The following is a 23,981-nucleotide window of genomic DNA, read 5'->3' on the forward strand; positions in this document are numbered from 1 at the left end:
GTTTTAAAACTGATACGCAATCGTTGCAGCAATGGTTCTGCCGGTTACCGAACGGGCGCGGATAATGTTGGTAGTATTGGGGGTAATAGCGTTTTCTTCCGCTTCGGTAATGCCCAGTGAATTAGTAACGTTGTTGGCATTTACCGACATCATCAATGCTTTGGTAAACTTATAGCTTACAAATGGATTCAGCAACACATATCCCTTAAACTTCAGTTGATTGTCATCCTGTGCATATGATCCGGCTGTTCCGATAGCAGTAACCCCTGCACTCAGCCTGCCAGCTGTATAAGTAGGCACCAGGTTATAAATAAAAGGAGATTGCCTGCGTGGGCGATTACCTTTATTCGCACCATCTGTTAATTCGGCTTTGGTAAAAGTGGCGCCTCCTCTTATATCAAAATGACGGGAAATACGGGCAGCCGCTTCCAGCTCTACCCCATACGAACGGTAGTGATTTTCAATTACCTTTTGCGTAGTGGCTTCAAAACCACCCTGCTCGTTTACCCTGGCATAAAAACCAGTGATAAACAAACCTACTGCTTTGTAGTTACTTTTAAAACCCAGCTCAGCCTGGTCTATATTATCCTTAAATCCACGAACACTGCCATCCGCCATCACATTGCTAGTAAAAAGAATACGATCAGCCTTCGTAACTGCACCACTGCTGTAGCGGGCAAAAATGGCTTTAGAAGCATCCAGCTTATAGTTAGCGCCGATAGAATAAGAACCATAGTTATAATTATATTTTACCGGTTTGGTTGTATTGTAATCAATTGACTCTACCTTTTGCTCATTGGCACTGATAACACCATCGCCATTCATATCTTTTGCTGCCGTACTGCCTCCGGTGTAAGAACCACGTACATTGCCTATATCCCAGCGCACACTGGCATCAATATTCAGTTTGCGGGTTACATTCAATGCAGCAGCTACATAGGGAGCAGATATATCATACCGGGTATCATAATTGCGGCGCAAATTACCCCATACAGGAGTACCATATTGCAACTGTCCCCCCGGATTCATCACAGTGCCGGTGCTGTTGGTAACCAATAACGGGCGCAAGCCATTACCATTTACATCTGTAAGAAAAGAGCTCCACAACCACGACATGCCTACATTCTGATACGATTTAAAGAAACCGAAAGTGATATCACCTGCTTCTACTTTCTTTTTCAGTTTAAAATCATTTACAAAATTATTCATGTTATTCAGTTCTACATCAAACATGTGGATAAGCATGGCATTGGAGCCTGTATACGCGCTGCCATCATTGGCATAGGATAATCTGGCATTAGCGAGGTTCCAGCCGGTAGCGCCTGCAATGGTAGACAAAACAGAAGCCGTAGAACCAACCTGTGCAGGAAAAGGAGCAATAAACCGGCCGTTGTTCATAGCCAGGCGGCCCCTGTTTTCAATGCGCCAGTTATTATCCAGGTCAAATGCCAGTTCCACTCCTATTGTTTTGCTTACCGGGTGCATACCATCTGATACATCCGCCCTGCGCAATTCGCCATTAACACCTGTGCCCATATCCTGTAACAGGTAAGCACTTTGCAAAGCACCTTTTTTAGCATCGAAGCCAGGCACATTGCTATATACAGGATCACTGTTTGTGCCGGTAACCTGCAAAGGCATAGGCATATAGGCTGCTGCACGATCGTTCAGGTATTTAGCATACAAACGCACATAACCATTACTGAATTGCTTATTAATATTGAATTTCAGCTGTCCGCCATTATTGGCTGCAAACCCGGCAGTACGCGGCCCCTGCCCCACGCGGTAAAATCCGCCTACAAAATAACTCACCCCATTACCTATGGGCGCGCCATAATTAAAGTCGGTACGAAAATTACCATAGTCTAATCCGGAGCTTACAGCCACTCCACCCCCTTCTACTGCGCCTGTTTTACTAATGAAATTGATAATGCCTGCAGGAGAGTTGGTGGCCAGCGTAGAAGCCGATCCGCCCCTGATAGCTTCAATACGGCCAATAGTAGCATCTGCCCGCAAAAAGATATCTGCAGTGGCAAAAGCTATATCACCAAACTGCAACACCGGCAATCCATCTTCCTGCAATTGTAAATATTTGGACCCTCCCGATGAAATAGGCACACCCCTTACCGTAATATTGGTATTACCATCCCCCCCCGAAGCTTCGGCACGGATACCCGGTATAGAACGGAAAATTTCTGCCGTAGTGCGGGGTGCTGCTTTTTGCACATCGTCCGGCCTGAGCGTACTCACCGAAATACTGGAATTTAACTTGGAACGGGGGCTGGTGTTACCCACCACAATGACATCTGAAAGCGCCAGCACATCACTCTTTAACACAAACAGCAACGGCTTATTCACCGATGCCTCGTTTAAGGTTTGCTCCGTTGTTTCGTAACCGGTAAAAGATACTTTTATAGTTACAGATTTACCCGCCGGAACAGTTACCGTAAAAACACCTGTACTATCTGTTGTAACCACTTTATTGCCCGGAGTTACCCACACAGTAGCACCACTCAGGGGTTCGTTCTTATAACTCAATACATGACCGGAAATTTTTTGAGGTTCCTGTGCCGCCAGAGACAAGGCATACAACAGGAAGGCAAGAATGGAAAAACTTGTTTTCATAATGGACTGCTTTAATCGTTTTGTTAGTTCGCTTTTTATGCATAACAAACGTACGGAGTCTGACAAACAGAAAGGACGGGAAAAATGGGGAGGAAGCCGCAAACGTTTGCGGTAATGTTTGCGAAAATGTTTGCGGTGGATAAAAACTTTCCTAATTTCAAATAAGAAGTGAACTGCCCTGCTATATGAAGCCAAATACAACATTGAAAAAGCTTTCCCACACACTTGGTTTAAGCATCTCTACCGTTTCACGCGCATTAAAAAACCACCCCGACATTTCCGAAGCTACCCGGCAAAAAGTATGGGAACTGGCTAATGTGCTGGAATATGAACCCAACACCTATGCCATTAACCTTCGCACCAACAACAGTAAGCTGTTTGGTTTGATTGTGCCGGTAATATCCAGTTATTTTTACGACTCGCTGATTGCTTCACTGGAAGAAGAAGCACGCCTGCATGGCTATTCCCTGCTGATACTGCAATCGGGAGATGATCCGTTAGTGGAACAGGCTAACCTGAAGCTATGCAAACAAAACCGCGTGGCAGGAGTATTTGCTGCGGTTACTAAAGAAACGCTTGATATTACTTCCTTCCTAAAACTGTCAGAAAACGATATTCCGGTTATCTTCCTGGACAAGGTACCCACTTATGCCCATTGCAATAAGATATGTGTGGCAGATGCCGATGCCGCCAGGATAGCAGCCGAAACATTATTATCGCATAAAAAGAAAAAAATATTAGCATTGTTCGGCAACAGCCATTTGAGTATTACCCGCGAACGGCAAAAAGCTTTTCGCACCAGTATAGACGAAAGCGGCAAAAAAGTAAGGCTTTTTATACAGGAGGCCAATCACCCCGCAGAGGCCTGTGAACGCATATTGAAAGCCTGGGCTGCTACCGCAAAACCGGATGCCATATTTTGCATGAGTGATGAAATTCTTACCGGAGTAATGAAGGCTGTGCAGCAACTAAAATTGAACATTCCGGAAGATGCTGGAATCATAGCCATCAGCAATGGATTTATTCCCCAGCTGTATTATCCGGAAATAACCTATGTAGAAACCAGCGGCTTTAAGCTGGGCAAACTGGCCTATACACGTATGATGGCAATTATGGCAGGCAGCAGTTTTATTCAACAAATGCAGGTAGACGCTTTACTGGTAAAAGGAGGATCTATTTAACCCCCTGATATTATGGAGGTTAGCATCCCTAATTCTAGGCATTTATGTTACTTATCGATGAATTTGTAACAAAAGTAGCAAAGTACTTGAGTATCAATGCCGATATTTGACCAAACTGAGAATATGTTTTTCCAGCTTGTATATGATAAAACGTTAGCCCAGGCCAGCTACTTAATCGGCTGCCAGGCAAAAGGCGTTGCTATGGTGATTGATGCCAAAAGAGATATTGACACCTACCTGGCGGTGGCTCAACAAAACCACCTGAAGATTACCCACATTGCCGAAACGCATATACATGCCGATTTTCTGAGCGGCTCGCGGGAGCTGGCAGCGGTAACGGGTGCCAGTATCTACCTTTCTGATGAAGGTGGGCCAGACTGGCAATACCAGTTTCCACATATCGGCCTTACGCATGGTAGTAAAATAGAAGTAGGCAACCTCACTTTTGAGGTATTGCATACACCCGGTCATACACCGGAAAGCATTAGCTTTTTATTAACCGACAACCCGGCTTCTACAGCACCCGTAATGCTATTTACCGGCGACTTTGTGTTTGTGGGAGATATAGGCCGTCCCGATCTGCTGGAAAAAGCGGCAGGCCTTATCGGCACACAGGAACAGGGAGCACGGCAGATGTTTAAGAGTATTCGGCAGTTTACCACCCTGCCCGCTCATATACAGTTATGGCCGGGGCACGGCGCAGGTTCTGCCTGTGGCAAAGCCCTGGGCGCTGTACCCAGCTCTACCGTAGGCTATGAAAAAATCAGGAACTGGGCTTTTCAATTTGAAAACGACCAGGAAGGCTTTGTACACAACTTACTGGAAGGACAACCAGAACCGCCTACCTATTTTGCCATGATGAAAAAGCTGAATAAGGAAGATCGTCCCTTATTGATAGAAGTACCCAAGCATGCCAAACTGGATAATGAAGCTTTCTTACATGCATACCATAATGGAATAAAAGTAATTGACACCCGCTCCTTTACCGACTTTGCCAAAGGCTTTATTCCCGGCAGCATTAATATACATGGCAATAACGCTTTTGCCACCTGGATGGGCTGGATTATGAATTACCAGGAACAGTTTATACTGGTAACCAGCGATGCACAAATCAATGAACTTACCCGAAAGCTGATGCGCATTGGCATGGATAATATACTGGGTTATATTACCGACGTAAATGAGCCAGGCATCCCCTTGCAACAAGGCAACCAGGCTACTTTGGAAGAGCTTACCTCTTATGCAGCCAGCAACGAGTTGCAGATACTGGACGTTCGCAACAAAAGTGAATTTGATACAGCGCATATCAACGGGGCCAGCCATGTATTTGTAGGCACCTTATTGCAACACCTGGATAAGGTTGCGAAAGACAAACAGGTAATAACTCTTTGCCAGAACGGCACCAGGGCTGCACTGGCTTATTCCCTGCTGAGAAAGAACGGGTATGAGAACGTTAAAAACTTTCCGGGCGGCATGAAGGAATGGACAGCAGCAGGGTTACCGGTAGAATAAATACACCCAACGTCATTTCGGCTAACAATAGCTCCATTTACACTAAGTAATACAACGGGCAGCGATGGACTTTTGCATTGTACAAAACAAACAACAATGCAAAAGTCCATTTTTATTACAGGCGCCTCATCCGGATTAGGCAAAGCAGCAGCCTTATTATTTCAAAGTAAAGGCTGGCACGTAATAGCCACCATGCGTCAACCAGAAAAGGCTACAGACCTGGCCGCACTGGAAAATGTAACCGTGTTACCCCTGGATGTAACTGACGCCCAACAGATAAAAGATACTGTAGCAAAAGTGCTGTCAATACACACCATAGACGTGGTATTGAACAACGCAGGTTATGGCTTGATAGGCCCACTGGAAGCCTTAACCGGTGAACAGATATACACGCAGATCAGCACTAACCTTTCCGGCGTTATTCACGTGTGCAAAGCATTTACACCTTACTTCCGTGAAAAAAGAAGCGGCACTTTCATTAACATTACCTCCACCTTTGGCCTGTTAAGCTATCCTACCTGCTCTATTTACAGCGCTACCAAATTTGGCATAGATGGCTTTTCAGAAGCGCTGGCATACGAACTGGCACAGTTTAACGTGCAGGTGAAAGTAGTAGCACCCGGCGGTATGCAAACCGATTTTGCAGGCCGCTCGTTACAGGCAAGCACACACAATGCCTATGAGCAACTGGTAGCGAAAGTAAGCGAAGGATACAGTGAAGAGCAGATAGCCCAATACACCAAAGCGGAAGAGGTGGCCCAGGTAATATACGATGCGGCTACGGATGGCAAAAACCAACTGCGCTATATAGCCGGTAAAGACGCTATTGCTTTATACAACGAACGACTTACCATAGGTGCAGAAGAACAGGTACGGAAAATAAAGGCACAGTTTATCCTTTAAAACACTGCTGTTGGCACGGCTTACACTAATAGCAGTGCCAACAGGCAATACTGTACATTTGTATACCAGTTAATCATCATTTTGTGAAAAAGCAACCTGTTATATTCCAATCGTTGTTTCAGTTGCACCAGGCAATGGGGCAGCCTGCTCCTACGCACCCGCTTATCAGCATTATCAATTACGGGGAAGCCATCTTTAACCCGGAAGATTTTGAGCAGGGTATTATACTGGACTTTTATAAAATCTCCTTCAAAACCAGTTTTAAGGGAAAGCTCAGATACGGACAGGGCTTTTACGATTTTGAAGCAGGCGGCATGTCGTTTATAGCTCCGGGGCAACTACTAAAAATGCAGGAGGAAGAAGCCAATTATGAAGGCATGAGCCTGCATATTCACCCCGATTTCTTACGCCCCTACCCTGTAGGCACAACGATAAAGCAATATGGCTTTTTCAGTTATTCCGCTGCAGAAGCCTTGTATCTTTCAGATAAAGAAAAAGCAACCATACTAAGCGTATACCGCTTTATACAGGATGAGTTAAGTGAGCGGATTGACAAATTCAGCCAGGATGTAATTATTTCACAGATTGAACTGCTGCTGAATTACAGCAACCGCTTTTACGATCGCCAGTTTATTACCCGCAAAGCCGTTAACCACGACATCTTAAGCCAGTTAGAGCAATTGCTGGACAACTACTTTAACGATGAGCAATCTTTGCTAAAAGGGCTACCTTCTGTGAATTGGTTATCGGAACAGCTACACTTAACACCGCGATATATCAGCGATCTGTTACGAAAACTTACCGGTCAAAATACCCAACAGCTGATACACGATAAGGTAATTGAAAAAGCAAAAGCGTATTTAGCCAAAGACCATTTAACCGTGCAGGAAATTGCGTTTCAACTGGGCTTTGAACATCCGCAATCATTCAACAAGCTTTTCAAAAGCAAAACATCCCTATCGCCATCAGACTATAAAAAAAGCCTGATGAACTAAAGAAGATCACCATGAACATTACCAGTTTTATAGAAGGCTGGATAACAGCCGGCAATCAATACGATACCGAACAATACCTGGGTTATTATTTACCCGATGCTATTTTGGATGATCCGTCCGTAGGTAGAAAGTTTACTAAACACAAAGGCATCAAAGATTACTTTGAAAGTTATTTCATAGGTTATCAAACACAAACCGAAATAGCCCACATTACCATTCACGACAGCACACACGCACACCTGGAAGTAGTGTTTACAGGCGAATTTCCCGAAGGCAAAATCAGGGGAACGTTTGATTTCACCTTCCGGGAAAACAAAATAGCTTTTGTAAAAGCCAATCTATTACACGATTAAGCAACAACATGAACAGTAACGATTTTGACGAAATAGTAAGCCGCACACTGGCCATAAGGCAACAATATCATCAACTGGAAGTTCAGCATCACAGCAGTGAATGGACAGTGGAAGAAGACGCGCTCGCCTACCTTACAGATGCCGGTCTGGTGGGAAGAAATGTTATGTCGCAACAGCAACGCTGGCCTAAAGCCAATACGCAGGAAGAACTCACTCACAAACTGGGCGAAAACATCTGGTGGCTGATAGTATTAGCAGAAAGAAGCGGCATTGATATAAAGAAAGCAGTGAACGACTTCCTCACAAAAACAGAAGCACTGTTTTAACAAGATAACTTGCGGACCTAATCAATCAGTCCGCAAGCTTTTTACAGGAGCTGCAACAGCAGCTTTCACCGCCTGAAAGCTCACCGTTAACAAGGCTATTAATAATACCGAAATACCGGCCCAGGCATAAATGCCCCCGTGCAAGGCAATACGGTAGGGATAATTCTCCAGCCATTTATTCAAAATAAACCACGAAGCAGAAAAGGAAATCAGCAGCGACAGCAGCACCAGTTTTACAAAATCGCGCGACAGCATCAATACAATACTGTTAACAGAAGCCCCCAGCACTTTACGCACCCCAATTTCCTTGGTACGTTTTTCGGCAGACAGCACAGACAAACCAAACATACCTATGCAGGAAATAAAAATAGTCAACACCGCACCAAACAGGATGATACGCTTCCAGCGGGCTTCAGTTTCATAGTCTTTCAGCATTTCTTCATTCTTAAATATATAAGAATAAGGACTTACCGGAAACCATTCGTGGAAGGTTTTGCGAATGAATTGCAAACTGGCCGTTACTGCATCCGGCCTTATTTTAATATACATGCGGCCATAATCGTTATCCCTTGTCATAGTAAATAACTGCGGGCCAATCTTTTGATTTAAAGACAAATAATGATAATCTTTTACTACACCTATTACCTGGTATTTCTTTTTGTGAAAGAAGAAATTAACAGTTTGGCCCAAAGGATTTTTCCAGCCGGCCTGTTTTACAAAAGATTCATTGACTATTACAGCACGAGAAGAATCGGAAGGATATTCGGCCGAAAAATTACGGCCCTGGATAACTGGTATTTTCATCATAGGCAAAAAAGCATCGTCTACCGTTTCATAAGTAAACATAATAGTGGAATCACTCTCCAGTTTGGCAGCAGTAGTCCAGTGACTACTGTTTTTGGGAGAAGCAGATACAATACCCGGATACCTGAGCAAAGCATTTTTAAAAGCAGTAGCCTGCTCATGACTAAGCCTGCTTTTATCCACTACTACCACATTGCTATCGTCGTACCCCAAATTGGTTTTGGTAAGAAAAGAGAACTGGGCATAAATAGTAAGCGTGGCCACTATCAGCAAAGACGCCAGGGTAAACTGCAACACGATAAGCGATTTTTGCAAAAGATTACCCCCTTTTAAATGAAAGCGGCGGTACAAAGTTTCTACAGGATTATACCCACTCAGCACCAATGCCGGATAAAATCCTGCCAATACACTCGTTACCAGGAATAAGACCAGATAACTTACCACCAGTTTGACATCGAGCAAATAAGCAATAGCAAGCTCTTTGTTGGCAAGCTGGTTAAAGATGGGCAGTACCAACATGGCCAATACTACTGCCAGCAAAAAAGCAATAGCACAAAGCAGGAACGACTCGCCCAGAAACTGCACTATCAGTTGTTTCCGGTTGCCACCTACCACTTTGCGAATACCGATTTCTTTGGAACGTTTTACAGAACGCGCAACAGTAAGGTTCACGAAATTGATACAGGCTATTAACAACACGAATAAAGCAATACCGGAAAGGATATAGGAATACATGGGAGAACTACGGTGTTGCAAACCATTTTGAGCAGGCAGCCTGGTACTGGTGTGAATGTCCAGCATAGGCTGTAGATAATAAGATCCCAGCTGAAAACCTATGCCGGCATACTTTGTCAGCAGCGATTTATAAGCAGCTTCCGCATCCTGCCTGTAAAAATTAGTCATGTTGGCAGACAGCTTTGCCGCATCGGCTTTATCATCCAGCACCACAAAAGTATTAAGGGAAAAGTTAAACCAGCTTTCATCACTCCGCTCATCCTCCGGCACTTCCAGTGGCATTAATATCTTGTATTGCAGGGTGGAGTTTTGCGGACAGTTGCCTGTAACTGCTGTAACTGTGTAAGGCACAAACACACTATCTTTTCTTACCATCATCGTTTTACCCACGGCATGCGTGGTACCAAACTGCTTTTTAGCCATTTCCGCTGTAAGCACTACAGAGCGAACCTCCTGTAAACAGGTGCGTGCATCACCTTCTATCAGTGGAAAAGAGAATATGGAAAAGAAAGAAGAATCAACAAACAACACGTCGCGACTTTCCACTTCCGCTCCCTGCTTAAAATCTTCCGAGTTGCTTAACACCCGCACAAAAGAAGTAATACCTGCTACATTTTTGGTAAAACGCGGACCTTGCAGATACCCCGTATTGCTATCGTCAAACTCTACTCCTTTATCTTTTCCTTTTTGAACGATGCGATAAATATGCGCCACCTGCTGGTGAAACCGGTCGAAGCTTACCTCATCCTTCACATACAACAGGATAAGCATGGCACAGGCTAATCCAATGCTTAATCCGGCAATATTGATAAAAGAATATACTTTGTTACGGGCCAGGTTTCTAAAAGCTATTTTCAGGTAGTTTCTAAACACGGTATTCGTTTTAGTTGGGTATGGCCATTGTTGACCAATAGATATGCCGAAGTATATAACACTAATTATCAGCTTATTATTCATTTCCACCTTACCAGGGTGTACGAATCCGAACAGTAAGGTGTGCGTTTTTTATTCCAACTCCATTACAGGCAACAGGATAAAAAAGCTGACTCCAGTTCCCTCTATCGCTTCTGCCTTTTAAAACAGCAACAACAAAAGGCACATTATCAAATATGTGATAAATGCCATATCCACCCTCCCACAGCGTTTTACAAAAGCCAGGATAAACCACATAAAAAAAGGAACCGGGCTTTAATCCGGTTCCCTTATACCCTGCAACAAGGCACCCTGTTACATAGATAACAGTGCACCCAGCTTTTTTTCCAGCTCTTCGCCCCGTAAATTGGTGGCCACTATTTTTCCTGTAGGATCTATCAGAAAGTTAGACGGGATCGCCTTTACACCATACAACACTGCAGCAGGACTTTCAAAGCCTTTCAGATCACTTACCTGTGTCCACGGTAAGCTATCCTGTGCCACAGCATGCAGCCAGGCCCCTCTGCCCTCATCCAATGAAACTCCGAGCACTGTAAAATTCTTTTGCTGAAACTTATGGTAAGCTGCCAGTACGTTCGGGTTTTCGGCACGACAAGGTTTGCACCAGCTGGCCCAGAAATCAACCAGCACATAACGGCCGCGATAGTCGCTCAGCTTCACCTGTTTGCCGGTAGTGTCAGGCTGAGTAAAATCCTGCGCTATTACACCAGCACGGGTTTTACGGCCGGTTTCAATCATACCCGCTATCTTTTTGCCTAGCGATGAATTCTGAAGTTCAGGTGATAAGCGGCTAAATCTCACTGCTGCCGTATCCGGGTTAAAGTTGTAGCCTGTTTCAAAATTAGCAAAGGTGCGCAGCGCTATATATGAATTGGGATGATTCACTATAAACTTACGGGAAACACTGTCAAAACCATCCTGCGACTGTTGCTGCACTGCACCCGCTGCTTTTTTAAACGCACTATCCTTACGCTCTTCCACTGTTTTGGCATAATAAGCCTTCATCAACGAATCGGCTGTTTTGCGGTAAGGCTTTTGCAAACGGTTCAGCTCATTATCCTCCTCGTTACTGGCAGAACCTTTTACAACCGCATGCGTAACTGAATCAACAGCAGTAACAGTGATGTCTGCATTCTCCAAATAGAAATACAAATCATCCGGCCGTACTTTTTTAGATACGGTAACAGTATCGCGTTTAACCACCAGTAATGCCTGCACAGGCGCACTCACTTGTCCGGTAAACCGAAAACTGCCTTTATGCAACACAACTGAATCACGCACACTTTTTCCACCCTCCGTATAACTGAGAAAAGCAGTAGCAGGAGCATCCAATGTGCCTACTTTACCGTTAATGGTAAATCCCTTTTGTGCCATCAACCCCATTGGCAAACAGCAAATCGCTGCTGCAATACACATTTTAGTCATCGTTGTTGTTTTACACTTTTCATTTATAAAAAGCTCTATTAAGGCAATACACCTATGCCACTGATAAAGATGGTTTCATAAGTGTTATTATATTTTACACTGGACAGCCCTGTAAAACGCAGATACCGGGCAGTTGTTAACCCAAGGGAAATCACCTGCATGTTGTTAACAATGTTTCCGGCAAATACCCCCTTGTTTACCCAGTTAGTACCATCCAGACTGGTTTCTAATTGTATAGAGGTAGGGTACCCGCCCAGCGTAGGATATTTATAGGTTGTTGGGAAATAATACACCACACTGGAAAACGTAACGCTCTTATTAAAATTGATGGCCACCCACTGTGGCATGGCCTGCGTAAGATCAGAAGCCCAGGAAGTAGTGGTATTATTATCATCCAGCACATTGGTTGCTGCATAGGCAGTGGAGGTGGTAACGGTAGAAGACACACCGGCAATAGTCCAGCTGGTTTTAGGGATAACAGAAGGCTTGCCTGTTTTTAACACATAATACACCACCTGGCTGGTAGCAATGCCATCGGGATTACCATCTACCGATTGTATCACCAACGGCAATACATAGGTAGCGTAACCATCCAGCTTTGTTTGCAAAATAATATTGAGTTGCGCAGAATCAGAAACCGTGCTACCCGCAGCAATACGTGCGGTGGACTTATAAAAGTAATAACAGGAAGTGGGCAGCAGATCCGCATTTCCATACACGGCACGGAATGCCGCTAATTTAGTGGTATCTGCTTTAAAGGTTACCCAATGATCGCTACCGACAGCATCAGCCAACACCGCTTGTAAGCCTATTACCTGCGTAGAATCCGAGGCAATAGGTATAGCCATTTGAACCGTATCCTTACCAGAAGTTGTTTGAATAGAAACACTGCCGGCAGATAAAGCAACCGGCGCGTCATTTTTACTACAGGCTGTTAACAATAACAGGCAACAGGAAAATATATTGACAATAATTGTACGCATAATGAATGATTGTAGATTAAGGATTTTGAGGCATATCAGGATGATAGGTCAGTACCTGGGCTGGTATCTGAAGCGTATAGCTGTTACTATGCGGCGGCAACGTAGCCACTACATTACCTACTGCATCGTAACGTTTTACCGTATCCATCCTGTTTTCCATATCTAAACGGCGCATATCAAACCAACGTAATCCGCAGTATGCCAATTCGTGTCGTCTTTCCAGCAACACCTCCTTCAGCACCTCTTCGGGGTCGTTAGATTGAAAAGCCACATAGCTTGCTGCGGTAATTCTTGTTTTACGTACCTCATCCAGCTGTTGTAGTGCCACTGTCAACTCATTATTACGTGCAGCAGCTTCTGCAACTATCAGTTTCATTTCCTGAACCGAAGTGCCTGTATTCTCATATATCAACACACCGGTTACCGCACCCGGGTAAAAAACCGTTGCGCCCCTGGTGGTGAACTTGTAACCATCCGAACTGGAATACAGTTTTTTCAGGCGCAGGTCGTTAGCTGCAAAAGTGCGCATGAAATCGAGGCTGGCTGCGGCATTGCCTATCACCAATCTTCCATATATCACATCCGGCCTTACAGCCAACACATTAGACGCAGGCAGCGTGCCATTATAATCTACCATTACTGCTTTGCTGTTAGCCAGTGCCAAAGCAGCATTTTTCCGGGCCTCTGCATAATTCCTGGCATAGAAATACACTCTTGCCAGTACGCTATAAGCTGCCGCTTTGGAAGCACGGTAGCGGTTGGCACTATTATCATCCGGCAGGTTGGGAATAGCTATGTTGAGATCTGTAATGATCTGGTTGGTAATATCTGCAACGGTTCCTCTTGGTGGAATATCCTGCACTACCTGGTTAGAGATTACAAAAGGCACTGCCAGATCTTTTTGAGCGGTAGAAGAGTCGTAACTCTTTCCATATTCATTTATCAGGTAAAAATATTCCAGCGCACGCCCCAGCAACGCCTCTCCTTTCAAACTATTCTTTTGAATGCTGGTGCCGCCTGTAGCTTCATCTATCCCCAGCAACACAGTATTGTATTGATTGATCTTGGCATAATGTTCCGCCCAGAACAACGGACTGGCGGTAAGATCAGAAGAAAACTGCGGTGCCCAGGTATACACCAGCTCACCCAACTGCATAGCTGGCGTTGCAATGCCGGGATAATCGTAATTATCGCTTAATAAATTAGCCGTACAGGTACTGGGAGAATAACCCGTTGCCAGCGACGGATCATTCAGCCACTGATCGTAGTTGGTAACCGTGGTAAGTAATGTTTTACCTTTTGGCTGCACGTCCAGGTATTTATCACACCCGGTTAACCCCAGGCTACCTAAAAGAGCACCTATAATAACGTATGTATACTGTTTCACTTGTGTACAATTTAAAAGTTGGTAAAAATGCCAAGCGTGTAAGTAGGCGTCAGATACGATTTCTGGTAACTGCCGGTGGCCGCACTGTAATTGTATTTATTAAGCCCCACCGTCCATAGATTGGAGGCCTGGCACTTTACTTCAAAATGCGTAAAGCCTGCCTTTTTAATCAGTTTAGCATTATCAAAACTGTAAGAAACCGTCAGATCGGCTAAGGTGATATAGTCGCCATTCACCACATACTTATCCGCATAATTGTAGGCCCAGATTGAGTTGGTATTATTAAACCCTTTTAAGGCCATTACATCTGTTTTGGTTTCATCACCCGGCGCTTTCCAGTAATCACCGGCTCCTTTTAATGCTCTTACGGCAGAAGGATCGGGCCTGGGTACTCTTACCTTAAACCCGCCGTAATAATTGACCATGCAATACACATAAAAGTTGCCGATATCCAACCGGTTACTCAACCCCGCATTGATAGTAGGAATAGAAGAGCCCATATACCGGGTGGTGCCTGATGTATCTTTAGTGATAGCCACGCTGGTAGGCCCTGTAGAGCTGCTGTTAATGGTGCTATACAGCTGCCCTTTGGTATTGGTAATTAAAGGATAACCTGCGGTATCCAGCCCTGCATAACGGAAAGCAAACAAAGCACCCACCGGGAAGCCTTTTACGTAGCCCATAGCACTCAGTGACTGAGGCTTATAATCGGATGTACGAAACACATCCAGCACCTTGCTGGTATTGCGGGCCAGTACCAGACCTGTGTTCCAGTTGAACTTACTGGTAGTGATCCAATCTGCATGCAAACTTATCTCTATACCCCTGTTATCAATAGTAGCCTGGTTTATCAACGAAGGACTGGTGCCAATGGTGGGATCTATCTGTGCACTACCCAGCAAATCGGTGCTTCTTTTAATATAGTAGTCAATAGTTCCATTAATATTATTGGCAACACGGTAATCCAGCCCTATGTTCGTGTTCCTGGTTTGTTCCCAACGCAGGCTGCTGTTGGCATACGAAAACAATTTCAAAGCAGGAGAGTAAGAAGAGGTGTACGTGTTAGTAGTAGCCTGGGCAATCACCTCCGGCACCGACATTTTAGCTACGTTACCATTAAATCCATACGCCACACGCAGCTTCAAAATATTCAACCAGTCAATCCCCTTCATAAAGCTTTCCTGGTGTATGTTCCAGGCTGCGCCTAACGACCACAAAGGTTTGTATTTATACTTAGGGTTGGTACCGAAAAGATTAGATTGATCTATACGTATGCTACCGGAAAGCGAATAGGTATTTTTAAAAGAATACACCATATTGGCATAACCCGACAAATACCTGTCTTCCACGTATGCCTGGTTAAAAAAGGTAGGATAGTAACCCAGCAACGATTGTGTTAATCCAAATGTATTTTTCACTGCACCGGTATTGATCGCTGAAAAATCTACAGGTTGATTTAACAGAGTTTGATCGTTATAACCAAACAGAGAACTCAGATTGCTGCTATTGGTTACCCTTCTTATTTCAGCACCCAATATGCCGTTGAAAGAATGCAGGCCGCCTATCTTTTTATTATAGTTCAGCTGCGCACGCCCTGTATAACTGCTGGTATTGGTAACCTGCTGTTGCAAAAAGTCGCCCTTGGGTATATAAAAAGTAAGCGTGCCATCTGCATTACGGGCCGCATAATGGTTCACCATATCTTTTACCTCGAAAGAAGAACCGGTAGCCAGGTGCTTATAATCAGAGCGGGATGTTTCGTAGATGCCACCAAACGACAGGTTAAAACCACCGCCTATGGTGTAAATAAAATTGGCGGTAACACGGTTATTAACGGTACGTGTTTTATTACTGACTTCATTCGCCTCTCTCAGCGGATAATACAGCTGATCCTCTAGTCCCTGCCCAACCAGGTAGCTGTTGTAAAAAGGAGTAACGCCTTTAGAACCCAAATATACAGCAGCAGGATTACCATTTACATCCTGGTAATGATCAAAGGAATACACAGAAGCTACGCCTGGCACAGGTGCAGAGTTATACCTTTGCTCCTGGTAATCGGTGGTCAGCTCCAGCGAAAGACGTTGTGAAAATTTAAGCGTGTTGCGTGCAGAAAGCAATAACCGGTTGTTATCGTTGTTCAGATCGGAAAGCTTATTGCGCGTATAGTTGGCAGTGATATAATACAAGGCATTCGGATTTCCGCCGGAAACGTTTATGTTATACGTTTGGGTAAGTGCCGGGCGTTGAAACAACCTGTTGTACTCATCTATGTTATCATACCCTTTCATAGCATTCAAAGCCTGATCGGCCTGATAAGGCGTTATTACTTTTGCCGCACTCTGCGCCAGTATATAATATACCGGGTTACGCGGTGTAGTACCGGCACTGCTGGTTAATAAGGTACTCCAGGTAGTAGGGCTTACACTGGAAGTATAAATATCTTTCTGGTAGTTCACCGCAACAGCAGACGGATTATCCACCCACCTGTAACGGCTGTAGTTTTCTTTAGGGGTAATGCCGGCCGTAGCTCTGAAAGTGAACTTAGCCTTTCCCTGGGATGCCTGCTTTCTTTCAATCACAATAACGCCATTGGAAGCTCTCACCCCATACACCGTAGCCGCTGCCGCATCTTTCAAAATGGTAACAGACTTAATTTCATTGGGATCGAGCATATCCAGCGTAAGCTCTGTAGGGTAACCGTCAATCACCACCAGCGGAGTTTGATTGGCCGACATGGTGGAGATGCCACGGATATTAAACAATGAATTAGAAGTAGAGGTAGTGCTGCCTGGTGCAGTGCTGGTAAAAGAAACACTGTTATTGATCATTAGCCCCGGCAACCTGTTTACCAGTCCATCGATAAAGTTGGAACTCACCCGTGACTCATATTCTTTGGTACTGATCTGTGCCACTGCCCCGGTGCTTTGCTCGGGACGTATACGTTGATACCCTGTGTTTACAGAAGAAACAGCAATTTCGGACAGTTCAGAAATCACCGGTTTTAATATCACCGTTACATTGCCTTCTTTTAACATACCTGCGGTGATATGTATTTTGCGTGCTTCATAACCTACTAACCTTACATGCACCTCATCCCCTTCTTTTACCTGTAACTTACAAACACCGAACTTATCCGTTGTGGCTACTTTTACAGCAGCGCCATGTGCCATAACTACTACAGACACGCCTTCCAGCGGCAAGGCCAACGAATCCGTTACCCGCAGGGATAATGGTGCAGCATCTACCGGCAAAGCTTCCAACACCGCTTGCACCTGCTCTTTTGCCTGTACTGTGCGTGGGCTCAGGATAATCGTTTTGTCTTTAATGCTGAAATCGAGCTGTTGCTGCCACAATACCGTATCCAAAAACTGCTGTAAAGGCATATTGGTAACGGTTACCGTAACCGGCCTTGTTTTTTCCAGCTGGTTTTGCCGGTAAAACACCACATAGCCCGTTTGCTTTTCAATAGCCGCAAATACCTGCTTCATGGTAAGGCTTTTACCAGATAACGTAATAGATTGTGCAGTTCCTTCGGCCTGTACAGACACAATAGCAGCGAACAGAAAAAATGTGAGCAGTTTCATGATTCTCATCATTTGCGCCGGTAAACGGCATGCAAAGGCGTAACGACTACGCGTTGCAGTTTTTTTCATAATTTGTGAACAGTTTTGGTTTTTTCTGAATAGAGTTTTAGACCTCAATTAGATCAGCCAGACTTTATTGCCGGCAGTGGTGCAAACACTTCCGGCTTTTTTATGACTGAACTTTCTTACCTGTTAAATCATTCCTGTTTTATGGGTTTACGTTACTTAGTTTATATATCCATTGTTAACTGTTTACCGGCTTACTACCAATGTGCGCTTACCTTCCATACGAAACTTCAGATCATATCCTTCTACCCCCTTCAACCCTTCCAATAAATCGTTCAGCGGAATGCCCTTGGTCATTTTACCACCAAAACGTATATCAGTCATCGGCTTTTCAAACACCACCTCTATATCGTACCACCGTTCCAATTGACGCATTACTTCTTCCAGCGAAGCGCCTTCAAAATTGAACAACCCGTTTTTCCAGGCCATTACCTTTTCTATATCCACCGACTTCACCAGTTGAACACCAGCCGCCGATTCATCAGCCTGCCATACCGCCTGCTGCCCTGGCTGCACCTTAACTGCATGGTTACCTGTATTCAGCTGCTGCACCTGTATAGCCCCTTCCAATAAAGTAGCAGCCGCCTGCTGCTCATTGCTATAAGCATTTACATTAAAATGCGTACCCAGCACCTGCACTTCAGTGCTGTTATTCACAGTTACCCTAAAAGGCTTCCGAACATTGGCTGCCACCTCAAAATAGGCCTCCCCTGTAATTTCCACCTTCCTATCAACGCCATTGAACGCAACCGGGTACCGGATACTGCTGGCACTATTTAACCATACCTGTGTGCCATCCGGCAGCGTTAACTCAAACAACCGGCCTTTAGGAGTTGACATAGTATTGTATACCATACCGGCCCCCACACCTTCGTAGTGTAACACCCCATTGATAATGCGGGCAGTAACGCCATCCTGCAAGGCTACCACACCATTTTTCACTGTATCCAGTAATACCTGCGATCCATTGCCCAGCGTTAACACAGCACCTGGCCGCCCTGGTGCCACCATTGCAGGCACCCGCGATATTTTAACAGGCGCATCAACAGGAATTCTATAACTGATCAATACATAAATAGACCCGGCCACCAATATCAGCATAGCCGCCGCCACCCACCACCTGAGTAAAGGCATTGTTTTCGTACGCTGTTGCGGAAACAAGTGACGAATAGCCTCTTCCCGGGCCTGCTGCTGGTTGTGCGCAGCATATAACCGTAGCTTACCTGTAAGCCGGTCAGGATGAAGTAACTGCTCAGCAAATGCATGGTTGCCAGGCTTTTCGGCCTTCCAGGCTTCCAGCAAAGCTTCTTCCTCCGTGCTTAAAGTGCCTTGCAGCGCTTTAAAAAGCAGTTCTTCTATATCAAAAGATGGATCGTCCATAATTATCTATATAACCTATTACAACGGCCATAAACCGATATTAAAAAATGCAGGAAGTTTTTTTTAAAACCTCCTGACCACACAAAACAGGTGTTAGTATTTTTCCAGGATCAGGAACAGGTATATCAGCGCAAGGGGCGCATCTGCCAGCGCCAGGCGAAGCAATTGAACCGCCCGGTGGCGTTGCACCGATACATTGGCAGGAGTAATTTGTAACAAGGCAGCTATTTCGCCAACAGATTTTTCTTCCAGATAAGTAAGTTCAAACACGCGCCGGCATTTATCCGGCAGGGCTTCCACGGCTTTATACACACGCTTGAGCACCTCGGCTTCTGTAGCAAGGTAATCATCTTCCTGCTCTACCAGGTTGGCCGACAATAAAAACTCATGAAAACGACTGGCGTCGCGTTGTTCTTTTTTCAGAAAGTTTAACCCGGCATTGCGCACAACCAGGTACAGGAAGGATTTTACATGTTGATATTGTTCAAACTGCCCTCTCCGCTCCCAGCATTTGTACAGGCTGGTAAGCACAATATCTTTAGCCTCCTCCTCTTCCCGCACCAGGTGACGGGAATAGTAGAACAAGGGCGCATAAAACTCATCAAAAAAACGGCTAAAAGCTTTCTCATCCCCTTTTTTCAGCGCACGCACCAACTCCTCTTTTTCAGTATGTATAAGGCTACGATTCAACAGTTAATTTCTATAATCAGGAGTAAACATAGGGAAAATTTCCAACAAGTTAAAAGTGGCAGACAGAGATATGATTCTTTGTCTGCCCTTTCTGTTATTACGCTTTCGTGTTTTTAAATACCAATAGTAATAGCGCTAATAAGCAACTGATGGCTCCAAAAAGATAAATAGCCTGATAGTTAAACCACCCCGCAATAATACCAGCTATAGGCCCCGCCAATCCCAGCGACAAATCGAAGAATGCAGCATAAGCCCCCAGGGCTGTACCACGCATTTGTGGAGTTACTTTTTTAATAGCCAGTACACCCAACGACGGAAACACCAATGAAAAACCTATCCCCGTAAGTGCACAACCTGCTATAGCAGTTATCCCATCCGGCGCAAACGCTATCAGCAGTTGCCCTGCTATCTCAATAATAAACGACACCAGGGCCACTTTATACCCACCATATTTATCCGGGAAAGAAGCAAAGAATACACGTGTCAGCACATAAAACCCACCAAAACATAAAAAGCCTAAAGAAGCCTGCTGCCAGTTGTTCTCTGCAAACAGCAATGCCACAAAAGAAGCAATACAGGCAAAGCCCATAGAAGAAAATGCCAGTGCCATCCCCTGTTCTGCCACCAGGCCAATCACCTTATAAAAAGGTGTACGCACCTGTGTAGCCTCTAATGCAATAGCAGGTAGTTTGGCGGTTGCCATCCAGCTAAATAAGGCTAACACCAGTATCACCGCAAAAGCGCTTACCACACCAGAGGTATTTACCAACCATATGCTCAGTGGGGCACCTATTGCAATGCCTGCATACATAGCGATGCCGTTCCAGGTCATTACCTTACCTGATTTACCGTGTCCTACCAGGCCAATGCCCCAGGCGAGTGCACCCGTCACCAGCATGCTTTCTGCCACCCCGTGTATCACACGTGATAAAACCAGCACTGCCAGTGCCAGGCTATGAAAAGCACTTAATAATCCGGCAGCAACATATAGCACGCCAGCGACCAGCACCAACAGCACCCCTATCTGCTTACTGTTCTTTGCACCTTTTACATCCGTTCTTTTGCCGGCATAGGCACGCGTTAATAAAGTAGCCAGCGCCTGCAGGCCAATCACCAGGCCTACCGTAAAACTGCTATAAGCCAGGTCTTTTTTAATAAAAGAAGGTAATGCACCCAGAGTAATGCCAATAGACAAGTACACTGCAAAAACAGCCATTACTATAGGGCCTGTCATTTTAAAGAAACCAGGCGCTTCACTGCCTGGCGCATGGCTACCAGTTGCCATTGCCATGTTGTGTGGTTGAGACATTTTGTATCGTATTTATGATTCAATGATTACGGATACAAAATTATCCCGGCGCCAGGCGCCAGTCGATAGCTATGCCATGGCTATCATTGGACAAATCATGGTTACCTGTTTCTAAATGCAGTAGCTGTCATTCCGGTATGCTTTTTAAAAAAACGGGAAAAATAAGCGTGATCGTCATACCCTAATTCATACGCCACCTGCTTTACATCCAGCGTGGTGTAATGCAATAACCGTTTGGCTTCCAGTAAAATGCTCTCCTGAATCCAATAACTGGCCGGGAAGCCGGTTATTTCTTTCACCACCTCATTCAGGTATAATGGTGTAAGGTTTAGCAGGGCAGAATAATCTTTTACCAGCTTCTTTTCTTTATAATGCGCTATCACCAACTGTTTAAACCGCAGCACAGTATGGTATTTCTGACTACCAATTAAACCTACCGCCTGGTGCGCCTGTGCAATACCTGATGCCACCAGTCCGGCCAGCACATCAACCAGGGAATGACAAATAGTTTTCCGAAGCAAGGTAGCATCCTCATTCCTGGCATCAATTAATAAAGGAGTGATAGTGAAAGCAGCATGATTTTTTGGAACAGCAACTACCTGCTGTATGTGTTGGTAAGTACTAAGTATTTCACGGTATTGCGCCGATATGCGTTCAGGAGTTACAAAAACCAGCCAGCCCACGCTGTTGGTATGACGTACATAGCGATGCACCTGACCCGGCGCTACATAACCTAAAGAGGTGCCCGACAGTTTCACTTCATTAAAATCCAACTCCCACACACAACTACCCTTCTGTTGAATCATAAACATATAATGGTCATCCCGGTGCGGCAACTGCACACACTCCGACTGCTCGCCAAGGGGCGCTACGTCTACCCCCGTATTTTTCAGCTCATCCCTATGTATAGCTATTGCCTGCTTCTTCATACCGTATTATGACTGTAAAAATAAGAAAAGCCGGCTCTGGTCCGGCTTTTCACTTTTTGCTACCAGTACTATATTATGGTACAATCACTTTAACGGGGAAGGTTACTGCGGCATCAGTAGAAGATTTGGTATCAGAAACCAGGTCACTCTCCAGCTTGCCACCATTTGGATAATGTTGCAAATAAATAAAACAGCCAGGAGTACAAAAAAATATCCCTCCGTGGCAATGCCAGGGAGGGATAATACTATTTCTAATCTGGCCAACTGTTGCTATACAGGCTGCCGGGTAGTTGAATAACGGATTAAGCCTTTTTCTCAGCGTATTTAATCATCATGATACGGTAATACAAGCGTATCACCTGCCCCAGCACAATCGCCAGCAACAGGAAAAATATATACGTCATACCTGTATTGGAAAAAGCCACATGCGCCACAGAAGTTCCATAAGCATAGGCAGCCCATGCAAATGCCGCAATAGCTACCAAAAGGCCAATCTGCTTTATCTCCGTATAATAGAAATTCTTTTTCAGCTTATTAAAAAGCAATTGGAATAAATATTTCATGATATGCTGTGTTTATGGATGAATGAATATCTATCAGCCCAAATACGCCTGTAGGCTTTCTAAACAAATCCGGACTTCCGGAAGCGAAGGTAATCAACAATTTCACTTTTGAAAAACGATATATTACAGCACTTGTACGCTCTTTGTGGAATAACCTGCTTTGGAAAGCATTATACAAGTAAAACAATTATTGGATAAGGGGTCAATAAAACATTAATTGCGACAGTCAACCTCTTCCTTCTATGCAAATTGAGTCAATATTTGCGATTTTGGCACTTTAGTTTTTCTCCACAAGGTTGGTCCATCACTCCCGGGAGTTGCCTGGGCATTCCAGACAACTCTCTGAAATGGCCAGAAGGTTGTGGCATCCTTCCAGAGAACTCCCTGATTTGTCCAGAGAGTTACCTGGGCATTCCAGACAACTCTCCGAAATGCCCGGAAGGTTGTGGCATCCTTCCGGGGAGTTCCCTGATTTGTACAGGGAGTTCCCTGACCATTCCAGGGAGTTCCCTGAAATGGCCAGAAGGTTGGAAATTTTGCCCAATAAGTTGTGGCTACAAATGCAGGAACTCTCCGAAGAAGAGCAAAAGTTCCTGGAAAAGTACAGAGAACTCTCCGGAGCAGTGCTAAAATTCTCTGAAGTGATGCAGGTACTTGTGGGAAGCATCAGGGTACTCCTTGCTTATTTGCCGGAGAATATGGAAGAAAGGAAAGAACTGATGGAAAGGGTTCACCAACTTGTGCAAACAATCTAAGTACTGGTGGATAGCATGCACAAACATTCTGAAGGAACGGGGAAGTATTCAATCCTTTCTTACATTTGATTTGATAGTTTTTGCTATAAAGGCACCACCCTGTCTTCTTTTTTAGCTTTGTTATCCAGCATAGAACCTATAAACAATCCCAACCCGATTCCAATAGGGATGCCCAGCGCGATATTCTTTAAAGCAGCACCAATAGGCAAACCCAATCCTATGCCCATCGACATCCAAATAGCGAGATTAAAACCGGCTGGCACCAGTTTATATTTCTTACGGATATAAGCATCGTAACGGTTAATGTTTTGCGCATAGGGCTTTTTCCCTTCGGGTGTTGCAGGAAAAGTATTTACCACATTGCCCAGCAGGGTAATATATTCGGTATCAGTGGCAACTTCAGGCTTACCAGCTATCCTGGAAGCAGCACCCAGTACATAATTTACACGGTATCGTTTCCTGGTTTTCTCATCCAGTGATTGTGCTTTTTGCTCTAACTGGGTCATTAGGTTGCGAATAGTATCAGCTGCAGTAGACATATCA

The 23,981-nt window shown here is 44.7% G+C and carries 19 protein-coding genes; 7 read left to right on the plus strand and 12 right to left on the minus strand.

The window, feature by feature from the left end:
• Positions 1 to 3: 3 nt before the first annotated feature.
• Positions 4 to 2,625 carry a TonB-dependent receptor gene (locus FLA_RS14935; protein ID WP_076377950.1) on the minus strand — a complete coding sequence of 874 codons (2,622 nt, stop codon included), beginning with the start codon at positions 2,623 to 2,625 and terminating at the stop codon, positions 4 to 6.
• 185 nt (positions 2,626 to 2,810) lie between these two features.
• Between FLA_RS14935 and FLA_RS14940 the strand changes: the two genes are divergently transcribed.
• The 6 genes from FLA_RS14940 (at position 2,811) to FLA_RS14965 (ending at position 7,895) form a co-directional block, all read left to right on the plus strand.
• Positions 2,811 to 3,806, plus strand: coding sequence for a LacI family DNA-binding transcriptional regulator (locus FLA_RS14940; RefSeq protein WP_084206137.1), 996 nt, complete (start codon positions 2,811 to 2,813; stop codon positions 3,804 to 3,806).
• A 123-nt stretch (positions 3,807 to 3,929) separates the two neighbouring features.
• A complete protein-coding gene (locus tag FLA_RS14945) occupies positions 3,930 to 5,318 on the plus strand; it encodes an MBL fold metallo-hydrolase (RefSeq protein WP_076378474.1) in 1,389 nt (462 codons plus the stop codon).
• A 96-nt stretch (positions 5,319 to 5,414) separates the two neighbouring features.
• Positions 5,415 to 6,221, plus strand: a complete 807-nt coding sequence (locus FLA_RS14950) for an SDR family oxidoreductase (protein ID WP_076377946.1) — start codon at positions 5,415 to 5,417, stop codon at positions 6,219 to 6,221.
• An 83-nt stretch (positions 6,222 to 6,304) separates the two neighbouring features.
• Positions 6,305 to 7,216 (plus strand): helix-turn-helix domain-containing protein, encoded by a 912-nt coding sequence (locus FLA_RS14955; RefSeq protein WP_076377944.1) that lies wholly within the window; start codon positions 6,305 to 6,307, stop codon positions 7,214 to 7,216.
• Positions 7,217 to 7,227: 11 nt separating this feature from the next.
• Positions 7,228 to 7,569, plus strand: coding sequence for a nuclear transport factor 2 family protein (locus FLA_RS14960; RefSeq protein WP_076377942.1), 342 nt, complete (start codon positions 7,228 to 7,230; stop codon positions 7,567 to 7,569).
• Between the two features lie 8 nt (positions 7,570 to 7,577).
• Positions 7,578 to 7,895, plus strand: coding sequence for a nucleoside triphosphate pyrophosphohydrolase family protein (locus FLA_RS14965; protein WP_076377940.1), 318 nt, complete (start codon positions 7,578 to 7,580; stop codon positions 7,893 to 7,895).
• 21 nt (positions 7,896 to 7,916) lie between these two features.
• On the opposite strand, the gene FLA_RS14970 is transcribed toward FLA_RS14965, so the two are convergent.
• The 10 genes from FLA_RS14970 to FLA_RS15015 all read right to left on the minus strand — a co-directional run bounded on the left by FLA_RS14970 (position 7,917) and on the right by FLA_RS15015 (position 22,683).
• Entirely contained in the window at positions 7,917 to 10,307 is a 2,391-nt protein-coding gene (locus FLA_RS14970) for an ABC transporter permease (RefSeq protein WP_076378472.1), read from the minus strand.
• 354 nt (positions 10,308 to 10,661) lie between these two features.
• Entirely contained in the window at positions 10,662 to 11,792 is a 1,131-nt protein-coding gene (locus tag FLA_RS14975; protein ID WP_076377938.1) for a TlpA disulfide reductase family protein, read from the minus strand.
• 38 nt (positions 11,793 to 11,830) lie between these two features.
• Entirely contained in the window at positions 11,831 to 12,775 is a 945-nt protein-coding gene (locus FLA_RS14980; RefSeq protein ID WP_197705906.1) for a discoidin domain-containing protein, read from the minus strand.
• A gap of 16 nt (positions 12,776 to 12,791) precedes the next feature.
• Positions 12,792 to 14,162, minus strand: a complete 1,371-nt coding sequence (locus FLA_RS14985; RefSeq protein ID WP_076377936.1) for a RagB/SusD family nutrient uptake outer membrane protein — start codon at positions 14,160 to 14,162, stop codon at positions 12,792 to 12,794.
• An 11-nt stretch (positions 14,163 to 14,173) separates the two neighbouring features.
• A complete protein-coding gene (locus FLA_RS14990; RefSeq protein WP_076377934.1) occupies positions 14,174 to 17,815 on the minus strand; it encodes a SusC/RagA family TonB-linked outer membrane protein in 3,642 nt (1,213 codons plus the stop codon).
• Positions 17,816 to 17,998: 183 nt separating this feature from the next.
• A complete protein-coding gene (locus tag FLA_RS14995; protein WP_076377932.1) occupies positions 17,999 to 19,192 on the minus strand; it encodes a FecR family protein in 1,194 nt (397 codons plus the stop codon).
• Positions 19,193 to 19,285: 93 nt separating this feature from the next.
• On the minus strand, positions 19,286 to 19,882 hold the full coding sequence (locus tag FLA_RS15000) for an RNA polymerase sigma factor (protein WP_076377930.1): 597 nt from the start codon (positions 19,880 to 19,882) through the stop codon (positions 19,286 to 19,288).
• 97 nt (positions 19,883 to 19,979) lie between these two features.
• On the minus strand, positions 19,980 to 21,173 hold the full coding sequence (locus FLA_RS15005) for an MFS transporter (RefSeq protein WP_231940447.1): 1,194 nt from the start codon (positions 21,171 to 21,173) through the stop codon (positions 19,980 to 19,982).
• Between the two features lie 119 nt (positions 21,174 to 21,292).
• Positions 21,293 to 22,120, minus strand: a complete 828-nt coding sequence (locus tag FLA_RS15010; RefSeq protein WP_076377928.1) for a helix-turn-helix domain-containing protein — start codon at positions 22,118 to 22,120, stop codon at positions 21,293 to 21,295.
• Between the two features lie 302 nt (positions 22,121 to 22,422).
• Complete coding sequence (locus FLA_RS15015) at positions 22,423 to 22,683, minus strand: hypothetical protein (RefSeq protein WP_076377926.1); 261 nt, start codon at positions 22,681 to 22,683, stop codon at positions 22,423 to 22,425.
• Between the two features lie 347 nt (positions 22,684 to 23,030).
• On the opposite strand from FLA_RS15015, the gene FLA_RS15025 reads away from it, so the two are divergent.
• Entirely contained in the window at positions 23,031 to 23,438 is a 408-nt protein-coding gene (locus tag FLA_RS15025) for a hypothetical protein (protein ID WP_096511045.1), read from the plus strand.
• An 83-nt stretch (positions 23,439 to 23,521) separates the two neighbouring features.
• Here FLA_RS15025 and FLA_RS31715 read toward each other — a convergent pair whose 3' ends face one another.
• The gene (locus tag FLA_RS31715; protein ID WP_076377922.1) at positions 23,522 to 23,977 is read right to left on the minus strand and encodes a hypothetical protein; all 456 of its coding nucleotides are present in this window, start codon (positions 23,975 to 23,977) and stop codon (positions 23,522 to 23,524) included.
• Between the last annotated feature and the right edge of the window lie 4 nt (positions 23,978 to 23,981).

It is taken from the genome of Filimonas lacunae, assembly GCF_002355595.1.
In the GTDB taxonomy this organism is placed as follows: Bacteria; Bacteroidota; Bacteroidia; order Chitinophagales; family Chitinophagaceae; genus Filimonas; species Filimonas lacunae.